This is a genomic window from Streptomyces sp. NPDC002845 (assembly GCF_053591955.1).
Map to the genome: position 1 here is coordinate 53876 of NZ_JBSFUU010000049.1, position 19161 is coordinate 73036.

Consider the following 19161-nt stretch of genomic DNA (forward strand, 5'->3'; position numbering starts at 1 on the left):
ATCACCGATTCGTAGGAAGCAAGTTGCCTGATTTGGGGTGAAGTTCGGTGCTCGGTGGGTTTTGACAGTGCGTAGTCTGTGCGGCATGCACACCACCGGGAACCGAGTGACGTCTGAGCACGTCGTCCTCCTCGGTGCAGTACGGGTGAATGCGAGCACGGTCACATCCGTACTTCGGGGGGACCGGAAACCAGCCGCCGTTTCCAGGCGCGCAAGGGTGCGCCTGCCCGAGGAGTAGTCGTTCGATGAGCGAGCACCGTCGCAAACCGCCGCAGCCGCAGGGAGGCGGACGTGCCGCGGCCCGACGCGGCCAGTCGGCGTCCTTCGGCCGCCGTGCGGCACCGCGAGGCGCCACCGGGTCTCCTTCCGGCTCTTATGACTCGGGAGGTGAGGAACGCCCGTACGGTGGCCGCGCCGAGGCCCGGCGGGCGGCGCAGCGAGCAAGTGGAGGCGGTCGGCGCAGAGCTGCCGACCCCGCGGGCCGTGGCAGAGGCCGCGCGGCACCGCCCTCCCGGAAGAGGTTCATCGACTACCCGCGCGCGGGCAAGTACGGCGCCGCGCGCTGGGTGCCGTCGTGGCGGCTCGTGACGGGGCTGTTCATCGGCTTTGTCGGCAGCCTGGTGGCGGTCGCGGGGATCGGTTACGCACTCGTGGGTGTACCTGACCCGGCCAAGGCGGCCACAGCGCAGAACAACGTCTACTACTGGGACGACGGCACCACGATGGTCGCCACCGGTGGTGAGATCAACCGCCAGATCATCGCGTACTCCAAGATCCCCAGAGAGATGCGGTACGCGGTCATTTCGGCCGAGAACAAGTCGTTCGAGGACGACAACGGCATCGACCCCATGGGCATCGCCCGCGCCCTGGTCAACATGGCCAAGGGCGGCCAGACGCAGGGTGGCTCGACCATCACCCAGCAGTACGTGAAGAACGCGATGCTGAACGATCAGTCGCAGACCCTCTCCCGGAAGTTCCAGGAACTCTTCATCTCCATAAAGGTGGGCGCCAAGGTGCCCAAGGAGAAGGTCATGGAGGGGTACCTGAACACCGCCTACTACGGCCGTGGCGCCTACGGCATCCAGGCGGCCGCCCGCGCGTACTTCAACAAGGACGCCGAGAAACTGAACGCGAGCCAGTGCGCCTTCCTGGCAACGGTGCTCAAGGGCGCCACGTACTTCGACCCGGCGGGCGCCGAGTCGATCGACCCCGCTGCCACTCCTCAGGCCAACCGCGAGCGGGCCACGGAGCGCTGGGGCTGGATCTTCGACGAGATGGTCAAGGACGGGCACCTCACGCAGGCGGAGCGGGACAAGTACCCGGACTTCCCCAAGATCCAGAGCCCGCGGTCGAACACCCAGCTGAGCGGCCAGATCGGCTATCTCGTCGATCTCGCCAAGGCGTACATCATCAACAACACCGAGATCACCGCGGACCAACTGCAACTGGGCGGCTACGAGATCCACACCACCTTCGACAAGAAGATGGTCGGTCAGCTCGAGAAGGCCGTGACGCAGGTCCGCGACGAGAAGATCGACCCCGAGAAGCGCCCGGAGACGGACACCCACGTCGAGTTCGGCGGGGCTTCGGTGGACCCGGCCAGTGGTGCGATCAGGGCCATCTACGGCGGTGTGGACGCGACCAAGCACTTCACCAACAACGCCGACCAGACCGGTGCCCAGGTGGGTTCGACGTTCAAGCCGTTCGTGCTGGCGGCCGCCATGAAGTGGGGTGTGCGCGATCCCGAGGGGGACGAGACCCAGGCGCAGGACGAACGCACCATCGTGTCGCCGGACAGCCTGTACAGCGGCAAGAACAAGCTGAAGATCAAGGAGTACAACGGCGACGTCTGGAAGAACGGGAAGGGCAAGGAGTGGCTGCAGGCGAACGACGGGGATGAGTCCATCGGTACCGCGCCGGACTACATGATCGACCTCCGTGAGGCGATGAGGGTCTCGGCGAACTCCGCCTTCGTTCAGCTCGGCATGGACGTCGGCCTGGACAAGGTCAAGGAATCCGCCCTGGACGCGGGCATCCTCGAGAGCAGCCTGGCGGGCACCAGTTTCCCGACGTTCTCGATCGGTACCTCCGACCCCAGCGCGATTCGCCTGGCAGGGTCGTACGCCACCTTCGCGTCCAGCGGCGAGAGGCACGACATCTACTCGGTCAAGGAAGTCACGAACCAGGACGGCACCGTCTTCCAGCATGATGAGATCGCGGAGACCACGCAGGCCTTCACCGACGACGTCGCCGACAATGTCACCGACGTACTGAAGACCGTGGTCGAAGAGGGCACCGGTACCAACGCTCAGCTGGAGGGCCGTGAGGTGGCCGGCAAGACCGGTACCACCGACGGCAACAAGTCGGCCTGGTTCGTCGGGTACACGCCGCAGTTGTCGACCGCGATCGGTATGTACCGCATGGACGACGACGAGAACAACAAGAACCGCGAGTTCCTGGAGATGTACGGCACAGGTGGCGAGGAGACGATCCACGGTGCCTCGTTCCCGTCCAGGATCTGGCACGCCTACATGGAAGAGGCGCTCAAGGGGCAGCCGGCGGAGAAGTTCCCGGAGCCCAAGCCCATCGGTGAGGTGATCAACGACGAGCCGGACCCGACCCCGACCCCGACCCCGACGCCTTCCGAGTCTCCGGAAGAGAGCATCGAGCCGAGCCCGACGCCGAGCGAGACGAAGGTCGAGCCCTCGCCCTCGGAGACCGAGATCTGCAACAACCCGTTCAACCCCAACTGTGAGGACACGGGTACGGACCCGGTCGAAACGGAGACCAGCGCCCCGGAAGAGGACGTGACCAGCACGCCGACGGAGTCGGAAGATGCGACGAGAGGCAACCAGAACGGAGGCATCTTCGCGGGACCGACGGGATAGTCGCCCCCAGAGGGTGTTTCACGTGAAACACCCCCCGTGACGTGTTTCACGTGAAACGAGGGCCGCCGCACCCCACCAGGTGCGGCGGCCCTCAGCGTGTTCCTGGGCACGTACGGCAGGATGTGCGGCATGCCCAGTGCAGAGACGACACGAGTGAGCGTGGACGAGTCGGAGCCGGTACGGCCGACCAAGGAGGACGAGGTCGCAGCGACCGGCAGTGAGCTGATCGGCGGCCCCATCGGGCGGCGCGCACTGCTCGGGACGTCCTGGTGGACGCCCGTGCGGGTCGTCGCGCTCGTGGCGATCGGCATGTTCGCCCTCGGCATGGTGCAGAAGCTGCCCTGTTATGACGGAGGCTGGTTCTTCGGGGCCAGCTCGCAGTACACACACGCCTGCTACTCGGACATCCCGCACCTCTACCAGGGCCGCGGCTTCGCCGACGGGCTGGTCCCGTACTTCGACAAGCTGCCCAGCGACATGGAGTACCTCGAATACCCGGTGCTGACCGGTGTGTTCATGGAGGTCGCGTCCTGGCTCACCCCCGGCAGTGGCAGCATCCAGCACCAGGAGCAGTGGTACTGGATGGTCAACGCCGGGATGCTGATGGTGTGCGCGGCGGTCATCGCCGTCTGCTGCGCGCGCATCCACCGCCGGCGCCCCTGGGACGGTCTCCTGGTCGCCCTCGCACCCGCCTTCGCGCTGACGGCCACCATCAACTGGGACCTGCTCGCCGTGGCTCTCCTGGCGGCCGGCATGCTGATGTGGTCGCAACAGCGTCCCTTCGCGTCCGGCGTGCTGATCGGGCTCGCCACGGCCGCCAAGTTCTACCCCTTCCTGGTGCTCGGCCCGCTCCTCGTGCTGTGCTGGCGGGCGGGCAAGTGGCGGGAGTTCGGGACCACACTGCTGGCCGCCGTAGGCGCCTGGCTCGTCGTGAACCTTCCGGTGATGTTCCTGGCCCCGGAAGGATGGGCGAAGTTCTACCGCTTCAGCCGCGAACGCGGAGTCGACTTCGGCTCGATCTACCTGGTCATCGCACAGCGTATGAACATCCAGATCACCCCTGAGACGGCCAATCTCTACGCGATGATCATGATGCTGATCGCCTGCGCGGGCATCGCCGCCGTGACGTTCACCGCTCCGCGCCGGCCGCGCTTCGCCCAGCTGGCCTTCCTGATCGTCGCGGTCTTCATCCTCACCAACAAGGTCTACTCGCCGCAGTACGTGCTCTGGCTGGTCCCTCTCGCCGCGCTGGCCCGGCCGCGGTGGCGGGACTTCCTGATCTGGCAGGCGTGCGAGGTCGCGTATTTCCTGGGGATCTGGATGTACCTCGCGTACACGACCAGCGGGGACGCCCACAAGGGTCTGCCCACCGAGGGATACCAACTGGCCATCATGGTCCACCTGTTGGGAACGCTCTACCTGTGTGCGGTGGTCGTACGGGACATCTACCTGCCGGAGCGGGACGTAGTACGCCGGGCGGGTGACGACGATCCCTCGGGCGGTGTGCTGGACGGCGCGGAGGATGCCTTTGTGCTCGGCCCGGCGGCCCATCCCCCGAGGCATATGGTCCCGTTCGACGGGCCGCACGTGGAGTGGGGTAGCCGGGGGTCGGCCGACGGTTCGCCCTGAGCGAACACGGTGCGAGAGCGGCACGTGAAAGGCCGTACACGGGTCCTCCGTGTACGGCCTTTCCGCTGTCCTGGCTGCCGGTGAACGGTCAGCGGTCCACGATCCGGTCGAACTGTGTGGTGGTGTGCCGCAGGTGGGCCACCAGCTCCTCGCCGACCTTCGGCTCCGGGGCCTCCGCGGGCACGAAGAGGATCGACACCTGCATGTGCGGCGGTTCTGCGAACCAGCGCTGCTTGCCGTCCCAGACGAAAGGCGAAAGGTTCCGGTTGACCGTGGCGAGGCCCGCGCGGGCGACGCCCTTGGCGCGCGGCATGACGCCGTGCATCGCCTTCGGGGCCTCCAGGCCCACCCCGTGCGACGTGCCGCCCGCCACGACCACCAGGAAGCCGTCCGAGGCCGCCTTCTGCTGCCGGTAGCCGAAGCGGTCGCCCTTGGAGACACGGGTGACGTCCAGGACAGCACCGCGGTACTCCGTGGCCTCGTGGTCCCCCAACCACAGCCGCGTGCCGATGCGGGCACGGAAGCGGGTCTGCGGGAACTGCTGCTGGAGGCGGACGAGTTCCTCGGCCTTGAGGTGGCTGACGAACATGGTGTGCAGCGGCAGACGGGCCGCGCGCAGGCGGTCCATCCAGCCGATGACCTCCTCGACGGCGTCCGAGCCGTCGGTGCGGTCCAGCGGCAGGTGGATGGCGAAGCCCTCCAGCCGCACGTTCTCTATGGCCTGGTGGAGCTGGGGCAGGTCCTGCTCGCTCACGCCGTGCCGCTTCATCGAGGACATGACCTCGATGACGACACGAGCGCCCACGAGGCCGTACACGCCGTCGACCGACGACACGGAGCGGATGACCCGGTCGGGCAGCGGCACGGGCTCCTCACCGCGCCTGTAGGGCGTCAGCACCAGCAGGTCGCCGCCGAACCAGTCCTTGATCCGGGCTGCCTCGTACGTCGTGCCGACGGCGAGGATGTCGGAGCCGAGGCGCGTGGCCTCCTCCGCCAGCCGTTCGTGCCCGAAGCCGTAGCCATTGCCCTTGCAGACGGGGACGAGCCCCGGGAACTGCTCCTGCACATGCTTGTGGTGTGCTCGCCAGCGCGCGGTGTCGACGTAGAGCGTGAGCGCCATGGCCGGTCCCGGAACCTTTCTTGTGGCTGCGGTGTATCAGAGGTATGAAGCGAAATTGTGGTGCGTCCGCCGGACCGGCGGGGCGATGCCGGACCAGGTCAGCGGCGCGACATGTAGATGTCGAGTGCCTTGTGGAGCAGCTTGTTGAGCGGGAAGTCCCACTCCCCGAGGTATTCGGCGGCCTGTCCGCCGGTGCCCACCTTGAACTGGATCAGACCGAAGAGGTGGTCGGTCTCGTCCAGCGAGTCGGAGATGCCCCGCAGGTCGTACACGGTCCCGCCGAGGGCGTAGGCGTCGCGCAGCATCCGCCACTGCATCGCGTTCGAGGGCCGGACTTCACGCCCGATGTTGTCCGAGGCGCCGTACGAGTACCAGACGTGCCCACCGACCACCAGCATCGTCGCCGCCGACAGGTTCACCCCGTTGTGCCGTGCGAAGTACAGCCGCATCCGGTTGGGGTCCTCGGTGTTGAGGGCCGTCCACATGCGCTGGAAGTACGACAGCGGGCGGGGCCGGAAGCGGTCGCGCACGGCCGTGATCTCGTACAGCCGCTGCCACTCCTCCAGATCCTGGTAACCGCCCTGGACGACCTCGACGCCGGCCTTCTCGGCCTTCTTGATGTTGCGGCGCCACAGCTGGTTGAAGTTCTTGTGGACCTCTTCCAGGGAGCGGTTCGCGAGCGGTACCTGGAAGACATAGCGAGGCTGTACGTCACCGAAGCCGGCTCCGCCGTCCTCGCCCTGTTGCCAGCCCATCCGGCGCAGCTTGTCGGCGACCTCGAAGGCACGTGGCTCGATGAAATCGGCCTCGATGTCGCGCAGGCGCTTCACGTCCGGGTCCTGGATTCCCTTCTTGATGGACGCGGCCTCCCACCGCCGGATGATGACCGGCGGGCCCATCTTCACGGAGAAGGCACCCTGCTGCTTGAGGTGCGCGAGCATCGGTTCGAGCCAGTCGGTGAGGTTCGGCGCGAACCAGTTGATGACCGGGCCCTCGGGCAAATAGGCGAGGTAACGCTTGATCTTGGGCAACTGGCGGTACAGCACCAGACCCGCGCCGACCATCTCACCGGTCCTGTCGTCGAACCACCCGAGGTTCTCGGAGCGCCACTCCGCCTTGACGTCAGCCCAGGCCGGAACCTGCATGTGGCTCGCCGACGGCAGGCTCTGGATGTACGCCAGATGCTGCTCTCGGCTGATCGTCCTCAGGGTCAGGCTCATGTCGGGGCGCTCCTCGGGCTGGTGTGTCCCCATGGGTACAGGGGCTCCGGCTCTCGCGCCGAAGCCTACTGCGCCCCGCGAGCGCCCTGTCTGGCCGTACGGAACCTTGGGACCGACCGGTACACGGCCCGGACGACGGACGGTGTTATCCGGACGTCCGGACGCTTGGATTCGGCCGCTTGGCCCGATGGCAAGGGAACAGCCCGGCAGGACGACGGCCAACCAGCCGCCGCCCTACCGTACTTGTGTGACGGAGTCAGCCGAGGACCCCGCCGAAGAGACCTCCATGGGCCATGCCGAGGAAGAAGCCCACAGCCGAGGCACCGAGACCCACGATCATGCCGAAGCGCTCACGGGTCGTCTCCGAGACGAACTGCCCGTACGCGCCGGTCAGGATCCCCACCAGCCCTGTCCAGGAACTCAGCAGGTGCAGGTTGGGGAACAACGCCGTGACGAACGAGACCGCTCCGAGCACCAAGGTCACGGCGAGCAGGATGTTCTGCAGCGGATGCGGCTTGTGGTCGGTGGCGAAGAGGGATCCGGCGATGTTGGGTCGCGCTGTCTGTGCCATGGGGCACCTCCTGCGGAAGGCGGCGCATCGTAGCGCCATACACACCCGATGTGTACAGATTGACGGTCTACACCACCGGATTTCAACCGGAAGCCGGTGTACGGGTACTCTGTATCGTCTGCAGCAGTGTCTGCCCAGGCCACAGCAGGGATTCCTCGCAGGGACCCCGATTGTCAGTGGCAGCCGATACCGTTGCGTACGCATCACAACCCTCCTGCCACGGAACGACCGTGGCCGCTGAGTCCAAAGGAGGTGGGTTCCACATGCGTCACTACGAGGTGATGGTCATCCTCGACCCCGATCTGGAGGAGCGCGCCGTCGCCCCCCTGATCGAGAACTTCCTCTCCGTCGTCCGTGAGGGCAACGGAAAGGTGGAGAAGGTCGACACCTGGGGCCGTCGTCGTCTCGCGTACGAGATCAAGAAGAAGCCCGAGGGGATCTACTCGGTCATCGACCTGCAGGCCGAGCCCGCGGTCGTCAAGGAGCTCGACCGCCAGATGAACCTGAACGAGTCGGTCCTCCGGACCAAGGTCCTCCGCCCCGAGACCCACTGAGCCCTCCCGCTCAGTCGATCCTGGGATCCGAGTAGCACCACAAGCAGCCAGCAGCAAACCCGCCGAGAGGTTCCCCCATGGCAGGCGAGACCGTCATCACGGTCGTCGGCAACCTTGTCGATGACCCCGAGCTGCGCTTCACCCCGTCCGGTGCGGCGGTCGCGAAGTTCCGTGTCGCGTCCACTCCCCGTACCTTCGACCGTCAGACCAACGAGTGGAAGGACGGCGAGAGCCTCTTCCTGACCTGCTCGGTCTGGCGTCAGGCGGCGGAAAACGTCGCCGAGTCGCTCCAGCGAGGCATGCGCGTCGTCGTGCAGGGCCGGCTGAAGCAGCGGTCCTACGAGGACCGTGAGGGCGTCAAGCGCACGGTCTATGAGCTGGACGTCGAGGAAGTCGGCGCCAGCCTGCGCAATGCCACGGCCAAGGTCACCAAGACCACAGGCCGCGGTGGCCAAGGTGGTTACGGCGGCGGCGGTGGCGGTGGCGGCGGCTGGGGCGGTGGCCCCGGCGGCGGTCAGCAGGGCGGCGGCGCTCCCGCCGACGACCCGTGGGCGACCGGCGCTCCCGCCGGTGGCAACCAGGGCGGCGGCTGGGGCGGAAGCTCCAGCGGCGGTGGCGCTGGCGGTGGCGGCGGCTACTCGGACGAGCCCCCCTTCTAGGCCTTCAGGCCTGCGGCCTTCGGGCCGGTCAGGCCTCCGGGTCGAGGGCGGGTCGTACCCAAACTTCTTGATCACACAGGAGAAACATCATGGCGAAGCCGCCTGTGCGCAAGCCGAAGAAGAAGGTCTGCGCTTTCTGCAAGGACAAGGTCCAGTACGTGGACTACAAGGACACGAACATGCTGCGGAAGTTCATTTCCGACCGCGGCAAGATCCGTGCCCGCCGCGTGACGGGCAACTGCACGCAGCACCAGCGTGACGTCGCCACGGCTGTCAAGAACAGCCGTGAGATGGCGCTGCTGCCCTACACCTCCACTGCGCGCTAAGGGAAGGGTGACCGACACATGAAGATCATCCTCACCCACGAGGTCTCCGGCCTCGGCGCTGCCGGTGACGTCGTCGACGTCAAGGACGGCTACGCCCGCAACTACCTGATCCCGCGGAACTTCGCGATCCGCTGGACCAAGGGTGGCGAGAAGGACGTCGAGCAGATCCGTCGTGCTCGCAAGATCCACGAGATCCAGACCATCGAGCAGGCCAACCAGGTCAAGGCCCAGCTCGAGGGTGTCAAGGTCCGCCTGGCCGTCCGCTCCGGCGACGCCGGTCGTCTCTTCGGTTCCGTCACCCCGGCCGACATCGCCTCGGCGATCAAGGCTTCCGGTGGCCCCGAGGTCGACAAGCGCCGCATCGAGCTGGGCGCGCCGATCAAGACGCTGGGCGCTCACGAGACGTCCGTGCGTCTGCACCCCGAGGTGGCCGCCAAGGTCAACATCGAGGTTGTCGCGGCCTGAGCGCTGCGCTTGTTGAAACAGTGTTGTGGGGCCGCACTCTTCGGAGTGCGGCCCCACGCGCTTGCCGGGGAATCGGCCGCTTCTGGCACGGCTGCGGAGTGACTGTTTCACGTGAAACCGCGCTAACAGGGCAATGTTTCACGTGAAACAGCCGCTCCGGCGAGACAGCTGGATGCCTCAGTATCTGCGCCCGCTCAGCGCGTCGCACCCGTGACGACCCAGCGCCCCGAGCGGGATCGCAGCCACAGGGTCAGCATCCGCATCGCCATCATGAGCGCCATCGCTCCCCACAGGGCGGTCAGGCCGCCGCCGAAGGTGGGGACAAGCAGGGCGACGGGGGCGAAGACCGCCAGAGTCAACAGCATTGCCCACGCCAGATACGGGCCGTCTCCGGCGCCCATCAGGACACCGTCGAGCACGAAGACGATTCCGGAGATCGGCTGGGAAAGCGCCACCACGACCAGGGCGGGGAACGCGGCGTCCTGGACGGCCGAGTCACCGGTGAAGAGAGGGACGAACACCGGGCGGGTGACGATCACCAGTAGTCCGAGTACAAGACCGGTGGAGACCCCCCACTGCACCATGCGCCTACAGGCGTCGCGGGCACCCGCGGTGTCGCCCGCGCCGAGGTAGCGGCCGATGATTGCCTGTCCGGCGATGGCGATCGCGTCGAGCGCGAAGGCGAGCAGGCTCCAGAGGGACAGGATGATCTGGTGCGCGGCGACATCTGTGTCGCCGAGTCGCGCGGCGACGGCGGTGGCGATCATCAGGATCGCCCGCAGTGAGAGCGTACGGATCAACAGGGGTGTCCCGGCCTGGGCGGAGGCCCGTATCCCGGCGGCGTCCGGACGCAAGGAGGCGCCGTGCCGCCGGGCTCCACGGACCACGACCCGGAGGTACACCACGGCCATGCCGCACTGGGCGATGACCGTGCCCCAGGCGGAACCGGCAATGCCCAGGCCGACGCCGTAGACGAGACCGGCGTTGAGGGCGGCGTTGGCGACAAAGCCCGAGACGGCGACGTACAGCGGCGTCTTCGTGTCCTGGAGGCCACGCAGGACGCCGGTGGCAGCGAGCACGACCAGCATCGCCGGGATGCCGAGTGCCGAGATCCGCAGATACGTCGTCGCGTACGGGGCCGCGGTGTCCGAGGCGCCGAAGAGGTGCACCAGGGCGGGGGCCGTGGGCAGGACGACGGCGATGACTGCGGCGCCGAGCAGCAGCGCGAGCCAGATGCCGTCCATGCCCTGACGGATGGCGGCGCGTAGATCACCGGCGCCCACGCGACGGGCGACGGCGGCCGTGGTGGCGTACGCGAGGAAGACGAAGACGCTCACGGCGGTGGCGAGAAGGGCCGAGGCGATGCCGAGGCCGGCCAGTTGCGCGGTGCCGAGGTGGCCGACGATGGCGGTGTCGGCCATGAGGAACAGCGGCTCGGCGACGAGCGCGCCGAAAGCCGGAACGGCCAGTGCGACGATCTCTCGGTCGTGCCGACGCCGAGCGGCCTTGGGCGCCGCGGGAGCCTGTGTCATGACCATCAATCTAATCGTCCACAGGTAAGAGATGCAATTGCCTTGCACCCCTTACTTTCTGCTCAGCCGGGCGTGTCGCTGTGGAGTGTTCGAGCTGATCTCGGTCCGACTGGGAAAGTTTTTCTTCTGCACAGCCGGTGGACGGGAAATCCGCAGCTCAGGGCGGGTGGGTCGAATGAGGTGCGGGCTTGTTCACAGGCCTGTCCACCGGGTCGTGCACAGGATTTGGGGAGTTCTCCACAGCATAGGGGCCGTCGTCCACATGGCCTGTGGATAACCAGATTGGCTGACGGTGCCGACGGGCCTACCGTTGTGCGGCGCCCACTCCTCCCGCGGACTTGGAAACTTCGCAAAACCGACGCATCAGAAGCGGAGTTGGGCTTCTTACTTTGTCAGTGTCGTGCTCTAGAAATGAGGTGCACGGCGAGGTCCGCGCTGCGGACGGGAGGAGGTGGCCCGGTGAGCATTTCCGAGCCCTTGGACGAGCCGTGGGCCGACAGCGGGCCCGGCGACCGTCTGCCCCCCTCCCGTCGGCGCAGCAATGGTGGCCGGGGCCGTGACGAGCAACACGACCGAGGCCACGACGATGGCGCGTGGGAGGGAGCGGGCTCGTCCTTCGAGCGCGTACCGCCGCAGGACCTGGACGCCGAGCAGTCCGTTCTCGGTGGCATGCTCCTGTCCAAGGACGCCATCGCGGACGTGGTTGAGGTCCTCAAGGGCCACGACTTCTACAAGCCGGCGCATGAGGCCATCTATCAGGCGATCCTCGACGTCTACGCGAAGGGCGAGCCGGCCGACCCCATCACCATCGCCGCAGAGCTCACCAAGCGTGGTGAGATCACCAAGGTCGGCGGCGCCTCCTATCTGCACACCCTCGTCCAGACGGTGCCGACGGCGGCGAACGCCGAGTACTACGCGGAGATCGTCCACGAGCGTGCGGTGCTGCGCCGCCTGGTCGAGGCCGGGACGCGCATCACACAGATGGGATATGCGGCCGACGACGACGTCGACGAGATCGTCAACAGAGCGCAGGCCGAGATCTATGCGGTCACCGAGCAGCGCACCACCGAGGACTATCTGCCGCTCGGCGACATCATGGAGGGCGCGCTCGACGAGATCGAGGCGATCGGTTCGCGGTCGGGGGAGATGACCGGCGTGCCGACCGGATTCACCGATCTCGACCAGCTCACCAACGGTCTGCACCCGGGCCAGATGATCATCATCGCCGCCCGTCCCGCCATGGGTAAGTCCACTCTCGCCCTGGACTTCGCGCGCGCCGCCTCCATCAGGCACAACCTGCCGAGTGTGATCTTCTCGCTCGAAATGGGCCGCAACGAGATCGCGATGCGTCTGCTGTCGGCCGAGGCACGCGTGGCTCTGCACCACATGCGGTCGGGCACGATGACGGACGAGGACTGGACCCGGCTCGCGCGCCGTATGCCGGATGTCTCGGCCGCACCGCTCTACATCGACGACTCCCCGAACCTGTCGATGATGGAGATCCGCGCCAAGTGCCGCCGCCTGAAGCAGCGCAACGACTTGAAGCTCGTCATCATCGACTATCTCCAGCTGATGCAGTCCGGCGGTTCCAAGCGCTCGGAAAGCCGGCAGCAGGAGGTCTCGGACATGTCGCGAAACCTGAAGCTGCTGGCCAAGGAACTGGAGCTGCCGGTGATCGCGTTGTCGCAGCTCAACCGTGGTCCCGAACAGCGCACGGACAAGAAGCCCATGGTCTCCGACCTGCGTGAGTCCGGATCGATCGAGCAGGACGCCGACATGGTGATCCTGCTGCACCGGGAGGACGCCTACGAGAAGGAGTCCCCGCGCGCGGGCGAGGCGGACATCATCGTCGGCAAGCACCGCAACGGCCCTACGGCCACGATCACGGTCGCCTTCCAGGGCCACTACTCGCGCTTCGTGGACATGGCGCAGACCTGATCCGGGAGCCTGTAGGGTCTCAGATTTCGCTGCACAGTCTCACGCTCCGCTTCACATTGGCTGCATTTATGAAGCGCCTGTGAGACAAGCAGGTCGGCGCGTTCGCTCTTTCGGGCTACGTGGCTCCGAGCTCAGGCGGCTGCTCTCGACGGTGGGCAGTCTGGTCGTACGGACCACGGTCTGGGTGGGGGTACGTCGTGAGCATTGCTGCGGAAGTCGTGGTCAGAGTGCGTCGCCATGATCGCGACGAGGTCGAGGAGTATGCCTGGCCCGCCGCTTCCAAGGATCTGTTGGCCTCCGCGGCGCCGTGGCGGGTATTCCGCTGGCACCGAGGGCAAAAGCACTACTCGGGTACCTACTGGTCGGCGACCATGCACGACCACGTGATCTACGAGTCCCGCCTGGAGCTGGCCCGATTGCTCTTCGCGGACTTCGATCGCAGCGTCCACGGCATCGTGGCTCAGCCCTTCCTGCTTCAGACCGTGCTGGAAGGGAAGGTCCGCAAGCACATCCCGGACTATCTCCTGTTCACCGACCAGGTGCCGGTGATCGTTGACGTCAAGCCACTGCACCGTCTGTCCAGGCCCGAGGTCGCGTTCACCTTCGATTGGACCCGGCAGGCGGTGGAGGCGCGCGGATGGAAGTACGAGGTCTGGAGCGAGCCTCCGACGGTGGAGCTGGAGAATGTCCGATTCCTGGCGGGTTACCGCAGGGACTGGCTGTTCAGCGCGGCCCTGCTGGAAGACCTTCGTGGAATTGATCTCGATGGGGTGCCCTTGGGGCGGGCTGCGGCCTGTCTGCCCTGCCAGCCGGGACCCCAGGTCCGGTCAGCCATCCATCATCTGCTCTGGACGCAGAGTCTTGTTACCGATCTCGACCAGCCGCTCGGCCCGTCGTGCACGCTGCGGCAGGCGGCATGAGCAGGGCCGGGGCTCGCGTCGGAGTCGGTACGCGATTCCGCTACGACGGAGCGACCGTCGAAGTCGTCGAGCCGGCGGCGACGACCAGGGGAAACGAGGTGGTCCTCAAGGACGGGCATGGCTGTGTCCGGCGGCTGTCCCTGAAGGAGCTGTTGTTCTCCGACCGTGCCGAGATCGTTCCTGACCAGGCCGGTCCGTCGGCAGATGATGCTGAGGAGATCGCTTCGGTTGTCCTGAGCCAACTGCGTGATGATGAGCGACGGAAAGTCCTCGAACGAGCGGAACATGTCCGCGAGGTCCTGACGGGCTACCGCTCGGGCGGTGCGGAACTCGTACGCGAAGGAGAACCTCGCACCGAGTACGGGGCCAGTGAGCCAGCCGAGGCCAAGTATGCAGCGAAGGCTCGGGAACTTGGGGTGTCGGTCCGCTCGATCAAGCAATGGGTCGCTGATTTTCGGCGTCATGGTGAGGCCGGGCTTGTCTCGAAGCGCGGCTTGTCCGGACCGCCGCAGCCGTCGGTCGATGACCGGTGGGTGGAGACCGCGCTGGAGGTGATGGTCGAGCACACCGATCAGTCGAAGCCGTCGCGGACGCTGGTGATTGAGCGGACGCGGGCCCGGGTGATTGCCCGGTTCGGTCCGGAGGTGGTGCCGCAGCCGAGCAGGGCGACTGCGTTTCGGGTTCTGGAGGGCCTGGAGAGGAGGCATCCGCTGTTCCGGCTGAGTACGAAGCGGAACCGGGATATCGCGGATCGTCCGGAAGGTCCGTACGGGAAGCTGCGGCCGACGCGGCCGGGCGAGTACCTGCTGATGGACACCACACGGCTGGACGTCTTCGCGTTCGACCCGCTGACCTTGAAGTGGGTGCAGGCCGAGCTGAGTGTCGGGATGGATTGGTACACCCGCTGCATCACAGGGATCCGGCTCACCCCGGTCTCGACGAAGGCGGTGGACGTCAGCGCGGTGCTCTTCCAGTCGTTTAGGCCGAGGCCGGCGGAACGGGACTGGCCGCGACATGCGGTCTGGCCCGAGCACGGCATCCCCCGCACCGTCGTGGTCGATGTCGAGGGCGCCAGCGGGCCGGGGCTCGCCTCGCCGCCTCTGGTTCCCGAGACGCTGGTGGTGGACCATGGCAAGGTCTATGTCTCCGAGCATCTGACGAGCGTCTGCCGTCGGATGGGCATTTCGATCCAACCAGCGAGGCTGCGAACGGGCCGGGACAAAGGGCCCGTGGAGCGTTATTTCCGCACCCTGCGCGAGGGTCTGCTGCAGGCCCTGCCCGGCTACAAGGGCCCCGACATCCACTCCCGCGGCGAGAGCCCGGAGGACGATGCGTTCTTCTTCCTCGACGAGCTGGAGGCGATCATCAGGGAGTGGACCGCGGCGGTCTATCACTGCCGGCCGCACTCCAGTTTGGTCGATCCGGGTCTGCCGGGGCTGCGGATGTCCCCGGCGAAGATGTTCGAGCACGGGATGGCCAGGGCCGGATACATCGAGGTTCCCCGGGACCGGGATCTCGCCTTCGAGTTCCTGAAGACCGAGTGGCGCACGATCCAGCACTACGGTGTTGAGATCGGCCGCCGCCGCTACAGCGGCCCGGGCCTGCCCGATCCCGGCATCCGCAGCCCCTACGACAGCCCGGTGAAGAACGGCTGGCCGTTCCAGGTCGACCCCGACGACATCACCCGCATCTATTTCCGCGACCTCAATCATCACTGGCAGACGCTGACCTGGGAGCACGCGCCGTCGGCACGGATGCCGCTGAGCGAGGACGCGCTGGCCTTCGCCCGGAAGCTGGCCGCCGCGAAATACCGCTACCCCGACGACCGGCTCGCCGTCGCCGACCTGCTGGAACGCTGGAACCTCGGGCTGGGCACCACGCTCGCCGAGCGGCGCATGGCCCTACGCCTTTCGCGCGAACAGGCCGCCATCGACCTCCCTGACACCGAGCAGGAGGCGGTCGTCTCGCTTCCGCTCGTACGCAGAGCTCTGGGCCAGGACGACGGGCTGGCAGAGACCGACCTCCAGGAGTCGGTGGCCGAGACGGGCGATGACGACGAGGCCGACCTCGACGACCTCGCTCAGGAGAGCGACTTCTACGCGGACGCCCTGGAGGACGTGTGAGTACGGCCAGTCTGCCGAACCTGGGCAACCTGGCCCTGTCGCGGAAAGAAGACCTCAAAGCGTTCGCCGAGGCTGCCCGCCGCGACCAGCCCGAGGTGCTGACCCGTCCCCAGCTGAACGCCTTGAGCGAGCCGGCGAGAGCCGAGTACGACCGTCGACGGCGTGACTGGCACGCGAATCTCGGCCCGATCAAGACGCCTCAGCTTGCCGAACTGCACGATGACTTGTGGGACATCGTCGACAGCAACCTGCAGGACGGGGACAAGGCCAAGGGAGCGGTGGCCGTTGACGCCTTCCCCGGTCTGGGGAAGACCACCTCGGTGCTGGCCTTCGCTCGGGAGTTCCACCGCAGGGAGATCGCCGAACAGGGAGAGTTCACCGCGGCCGGGCATGAACGCTGGCCCGTCTGCAGGGTCGGTCTCACCGGCAACACCGGGATGAAGGACCTCAACCGGGCCCTGGTGGAGTTCTTCGGCCACCCCGGTCGCATCCGCGGGACCACCGCCCAGCTCGGCCAGCAGGCACTGGACTGCGTTCTGTCCTGCGAGGTCCGTGTCCTGGTACTCGATGATCTGCACTTCCTGAAGTGGGGGAAGACGAACGGCATTGAGGTCAGCAACCACCTCAAGTGGATCGCCAACGAGTTCCCCGTGACCCTGGTGATGATCGGTGTCGGTCTCGCGGGGAAAGGCTTGTTCAGCGAGGGGGACAGGCAGAGCGATGCGGCCCTGGCCCAGACGGGCCGTCGCACCACCCGGCTGGGCATGCCTCCCTTCACCATCAAGAACGAGAAGGGGCGGCGGGCTTGGCGGCAGATGCTGCTGGCCCTCGAACAGCGGGTTGTCCTCGCGGACAAGTACCCCGGCATGCTCGCCGATGATCTGTCTGACGACCTCTTCGCCCGCAGCACTGGGCATATCGGGTCACTCATGACACTGATCAACCGTGGATGCCAGCGGGCCGTCCGCAGCGGCGCCGAACGCCTCAGCCGCGATCTGCTCGCCGGAGTGAAGAACGACGAGGCATCCGAAAACGGCCGCCAGGAGCTCGAAGCCGCCCTGCAGACAGGGCGTTTGACCAGCCGCCCTCGGCCCAGCCGCAGGAAAGCAGCATGACGGCCGCACCGAGGACACTGCCACTCAGACTGCAGCCCGTTGAAGGAGAAGCCCTCGACTCCTGGCTGGAAGCCGTGGCCCACCGGCATCACAGCCCGCTCGGGAACCTCCTGGAAGCCCTCGGCCTGCCTGCACCCAGAGGCCGGCAAGCCCCGCAGGGCCCCGGCCCAACGGACCGGACGATCATGCTGCGGCCGCATGAGGTCTCGGCCATCGCGCATGCGACAGGCGTCGAGCCGGCGCAGATCATCCGCATGACGCTCGCCCATTTCCATGGGAAGGCCCTCCTTTTGAGGGAGCACCAGCCCCGCGTCAACCGCCACGTTCTGTGGGGCCGTGCCTCAGGATCACGATTCTGCCCCGACTGCCTTGCTTCCTCCGGCGGGCGGTGGCAGCTGACCTGGCGCCTCGGATGGTCCTTCGCCTGCGTCCACCACCTGCGACTCCTCGCCGACACCTGTCCCTGCTGCGGCAACACGCAACGAGATCGTCCCCATCAGAACACGCAGATCCCCCACCCTGGACGCTGCCGAAGAGTCCGGAATCGTGAACCGGGTGATCGCCGCCCGGGCCGCTGCGGCCATGACCTCACCGACGTTCCCACGCTCGCGCTGCCTGCCGGGCACTTCGCTCTGCGAGCGCAGAGCCTGATCCTGGACGCCATCACCTCCGGGGTCGCCCAGTTCGGCGTTTACGCGAGATCACCTCAACCAGTCGCGGTCGCTCTGGCCGACATCCGCACGGTCGCGAGCCGTCTCCTGGCCACCGCCAACCTCGCAGAACTGTCGTCCGTGGTCCCCGCGGACCTGATCGAAGAACACCAGACCGTTCCCCGCAGTCGCCGCATGGCGCTGAAGCGACCGGGCTTCATGGCACCGCCTACCGCGGTCAGTACTGCCGTTGCGGTCGCAGCAGCCCTGAAAGCCCTGATCGAACCGGACATCCAGCAGGCGGGCAGCATTATGCGTGACCTCCTGCAGGCGATGAAACGGGAAGACCGGCTCAGGTTCAAGGAGTCGTCGCAACACTTCTACTTTGTGTTGATAGTAGGTGATTGTTGAGAGTCTCGGCGGGTGTTCTCCAGCCAAGGGTCTTACGGGGTCTGCCGTTGAGGGCCGTGGCGACGGCAGCGAGATCCTCGCGGGTGTGCCTGCCGAGGTCGGTGCCCTTCGGGAAGTACTGCCGCAGCAGGCCGTTGGTGTTCTCGTTCGTTCCCCGCTGCCAAGGACTGTGCGGGTCGGCGAAGTAGATCTCCAGACCGGTGTCGATGCGGAGCTGGGCGTGCTGCGCCAGCTCCGAACCCTGGTCCCAGGTCAGTGACTTGCGGAGCTGGGCGGGCAGGTCGGTGATCGCCTCCGCGAGAGCTTCACGTACGGCCTCGGCGCCGTGACCGGCCAATGCGGGGCCGTTCTTGGCCCGTGGGCCACCGTGGCCGGGCATGGGTGGCAGGTGCAGCAGCATCGTGAACCTGCTGGTGCGTTCCACCAGGGTGCCGATCGCGGAGCTGTTCAGACCGATGATGAGGTCGCCCTCCCAGTGACCGGGAACCGCTCGGTCCTCCGCCTCGGCCGGCCGCTGACTGATCAGCACCTCCTCGGTGACGAACTTCTTGCCCCGGCCGGCGGTCCGGGCGCGAGGAACCCGCAGGGCCCGGCCGGTGCGCAGGCAGGCGACGAGCTCACGTTTCAGCGCTCCGCGGCCCTGGATGTAGAGGGCCTGGTAGATCGCCTCGTGCGAGATGCGCATGGACTCATCATCGGGGAAGTCTGCCCTCAGCCGGTGCGAAATCTGCTGCGGGCTCCACGAGTTCACCCAACGGCGGTCCTGACGCCTGGGCTTGTTCCGTCCCTTCCACCGTGGCGCCAAGGGTCCCGGCACCGGCGTACCGTCCGGGTGACGGAGCTCTCCGGCAAGGCGGTCCTGGACGTACTCATGCAGCCGTTCGTTGTCGGCCAGTTTGGACGTCTTCGGCCGCCGCGCGGCCAGTTCGGCCTTCCACTGCGCAATCGAGGCCCGGTAGGTGAGCTGCCCACCGCGCGTGGCGGCATTGCGCCGCACCTCCCGCGAGATCGTCGAAGGGTCCCTGCCCAGCCTGCGGGCG

16 protein-coding genes are annotated in these 19161 nt (G+C 66.9%); 11 read left to right on the plus strand and 5 right to left on the minus strand.

Translation table 11 applies throughout. The features are described from left to right. Window positions 1-245: 245 nt before the first annotated feature. On the plus strand, window positions 246-2888 hold the full coding sequence (locus ACWD3C_RS30525) for a transglycosylase domain-containing protein (protein ID WP_451149395.1): 2643 nt from the start codon (window positions 246-248) through the stop codon (window positions 2886-2888). A 129-nt stretch (window positions 2889-3017) separates the two neighbouring features. Beyond that, complete coding sequence (locus ACWD3C_RS30530) at window positions 3018-4517, plus strand: glycosyltransferase family 87 protein (protein WP_451149396.1); 1500 nt, start codon at window positions 3018-3020, stop codon at window positions 4515-4517. 88 nt (window positions 4518-4605) lie between these two features. Here ACWD3C_RS30530 and ACWD3C_RS30535 read toward each other — a convergent pair whose 3' ends face one another. The 3 genes from ACWD3C_RS30535 to ACWD3C_RS30545 all read right to left on the minus strand — a co-directional run bounded on the left by ACWD3C_RS30535 (window position 4606) and on the right by ACWD3C_RS30545 (window position 7428). Further along, window positions 4606-5637 (minus strand): alanine racemase, encoded by a 1032-nt coding sequence (locus ACWD3C_RS30535; RefSeq protein ID WP_451149397.1) that lies wholly within the window; start codon window positions 5635-5637, stop codon window positions 4606-4608. Between the two features lie 98 nt (window positions 5638-5735). Further along, entirely contained in the window at window positions 5736-6857 is a 1122-nt protein-coding gene (gene femX / locus ACWD3C_RS30540; protein WP_451149398.1) for a peptidoglycan bridge formation glycyltransferase FemX, read from the minus strand. 256 nt (window positions 6858-7113) lie between these two features. Then, window positions 7114-7428 (minus strand): hypothetical protein, encoded by a 315-nt coding sequence (locus ACWD3C_RS30545; RefSeq protein ID WP_451149399.1) that lies wholly within the window; start codon window positions 7426-7428, stop codon window positions 7114-7116. 263 nt (window positions 7429-7691) lie between these two features. Here ACWD3C_RS30545 and rpsF point away from each other — a divergent pair, with 263 nt between their 5' ends. From rpsF to rplI, 4 genes are all read left to right on the plus strand, one after another. Continuing rightward, window positions 7692-7982: a 30S ribosomal protein S6 gene (gene rpsF / locus ACWD3C_RS30550; protein ID WP_003956532.1), complete on the plus strand. Its 291-nt coding sequence runs from the start codon at window positions 7692-7694 to the stop codon at window positions 7980-7982. A 77-nt stretch (window positions 7983-8059) separates the two neighbouring features. Beyond that, entirely contained in the window at window positions 8060-8641 is a 582-nt protein-coding gene (locus ACWD3C_RS30555; protein ID WP_451149400.1) for a single-stranded DNA-binding protein, read from the plus strand. An 89-nt stretch (window positions 8642-8730) separates the two neighbouring features. Continuing rightward, window positions 8731-8967, plus strand: a complete 237-nt coding sequence (gene rpsR, locus ACWD3C_RS30560) for a 30S ribosomal protein S18 (protein ID WP_006381652.1) — start codon at window positions 8731-8733, stop codon at window positions 8965-8967. 18 nt (window positions 8968-8985) lie between these two features. Further along, window positions 8986-9432 carry a 50S ribosomal protein L9 gene (gene rplI, locus ACWD3C_RS30565; protein ID WP_266957554.1) on the plus strand — a complete coding sequence of 149 codons (447 nt, stop codon included), beginning with the start codon at window positions 8986-8988 and terminating at the stop codon, window positions 9430-9432. Between the two features lie 194 nt (window positions 9433-9626). On the opposite strand, the gene ACWD3C_RS30570 is transcribed toward rplI, so the two are convergent. Further along, the gene (locus tag ACWD3C_RS30570; RefSeq protein ID WP_451149401.1) at window positions 9627-10964 is read right to left on the minus strand and encodes an MATE family efflux transporter; all 1338 of its coding nucleotides are present in this window, start codon (window positions 10962-10964) and stop codon (window positions 9627-9629) included. 459 nt (window positions 10965-11423) lie between these two features. Between ACWD3C_RS30570 and dnaB the strand changes: the two genes are divergently transcribed. The 5 genes from dnaB to ACWD3C_RS30595 all read left to right on the plus strand — a co-directional run bounded on the left by dnaB (window position 11424) and on the right by ACWD3C_RS30595 (window position 18121). Beyond that, complete coding sequence (dnaB, locus tag ACWD3C_RS30575; protein WP_451149402.1) at window positions 11424-12902, plus strand: replicative DNA helicase; 1479 nt, start codon at window positions 11424-11426, stop codon at window positions 12900-12902. A gap of 197 nt (window positions 12903-13099) precedes the next feature. Next, on the plus strand, window positions 13100-13822 hold the full coding sequence (locus ACWD3C_RS30580) for a TnsA-like heteromeric transposase endonuclease subunit (RefSeq protein WP_451149403.1): 723 nt from the start codon (window positions 13100-13102) through the stop codon (window positions 13820-13822). Beyond that, a complete protein-coding gene (locus ACWD3C_RS30585; RefSeq protein WP_451149404.1) occupies window positions 13819-15945 on the plus strand; it encodes a helix-turn-helix domain-containing protein in 2127 nt (708 codons plus the stop codon). The genes ACWD3C_RS30580 and ACWD3C_RS30585 overlap by 4 nt, the downstream gene beginning before the upstream one ends. Next, the gene (locus ACWD3C_RS30590; RefSeq protein ID WP_451149405.1) at window positions 15942-17060 is read left to right on the plus strand and encodes an ATP-binding protein; all 1119 of its coding nucleotides are present in this window, start codon (window positions 15942-15944) and stop codon (window positions 17058-17060) included. Before ACWD3C_RS30585 ends, ACWD3C_RS30590 begins: the two co-directional genes overlap by 4 nt. After that, complete coding sequence (locus ACWD3C_RS30595; protein WP_451149406.1) at window positions 17057-18121, plus strand: TniQ family protein; 1065 nt, start codon at window positions 17057-17059, stop codon at window positions 18119-18121. The genes ACWD3C_RS30590 and ACWD3C_RS30595 overlap by 4 nt, the downstream gene beginning before the upstream one ends. Here ACWD3C_RS30595 and ACWD3C_RS30600 read toward each other — a convergent pair. After that, on the minus strand, window positions 18069-19161 hold a 1093-nt coding region (locus ACWD3C_RS30600), incomplete at its 5' end, for an IS30 family transposase (protein ID WP_451149407.1). The genes ACWD3C_RS30595 and ACWD3C_RS30600 overlap by 53 nt on opposite strands.

Bases quoted from the DNA above. Each gene is read 5' to 3' on its own strand.
- femX (WP_451149398.1), bottom strand. From the start codon at position 6,857: ATGAGCCTGACCCTGAGGACGATCAGCCGAGAGCAGCATCTGGCGTAC.
- ACWD3C_RS30595 (WP_451149406.1), top strand. From the start codon at position 17,057: ATGACGGCCGCACCGAGGACACTGCCACTCAGACTGCAGCCCGTTGAA.
- rpsF (WP_003956532.1), top strand. From the start codon at position 7,692: ATGCGTCACTACGAGGTGATGGTCATCCTCGACCCCGATCTGGAGGAG.
- ACWD3C_RS30535 (WP_451149397.1), bottom strand. From the start codon at position 5,637: ATGGCGCTCACGCTCTACGTCGACACCGCGCGCTGGCGAGCACACCAC.
- ACWD3C_RS30525 (WP_451149395.1), top strand. From the start codon at position 246: ATGAGCGAGCACCGTCGCAAACCGCCGCAGCCGCAGGGAGGCGGACGT.
- ACWD3C_RS30555 (WP_451149400.1), top strand. From the start codon at position 8,060: ATGGCAGGCGAGACCGTCATCACGGTCGTCGGCAACCTTGTCGATGAC.
- rplI (WP_266957554.1), top strand. From the start codon at position 8,986: ATGAAGATCATCCTCACCCACGAGGTCTCCGGCCTCGGCGCTGCCGGT.
- rpsR (WP_006381652.1), top strand. From the start codon at position 8,731: ATGGCGAAGCCGCCTGTGCGCAAGCCGAAGAAGAAGGTCTGCGCTTTC.
- ACWD3C_RS30530 (WP_451149396.1), top strand. From the start codon at position 3,018: ATGCCCAGTGCAGAGACGACACGAGTGAGCGTGGACGAGTCGGAGCCG.
- ACWD3C_RS30545 (WP_451149399.1), bottom strand. From the start codon at position 7,428: ATGGCACAGACAGCGCGACCCAACATCGCCGGATCCCTCTTCGCCACC.
- ACWD3C_RS30585 (WP_451149404.1), top strand. From the start codon at position 13,819: ATGAGCAGGGCCGGGGCTCGCGTCGGAGTCGGTACGCGATTCCGCTAC.
- ACWD3C_RS30570 (WP_451149401.1), bottom strand. From the start codon at position 10,964: ATGACACAGGCTCCCGCGGCGCCCAAGGCCGCTCGGCGTCGGCACGAC.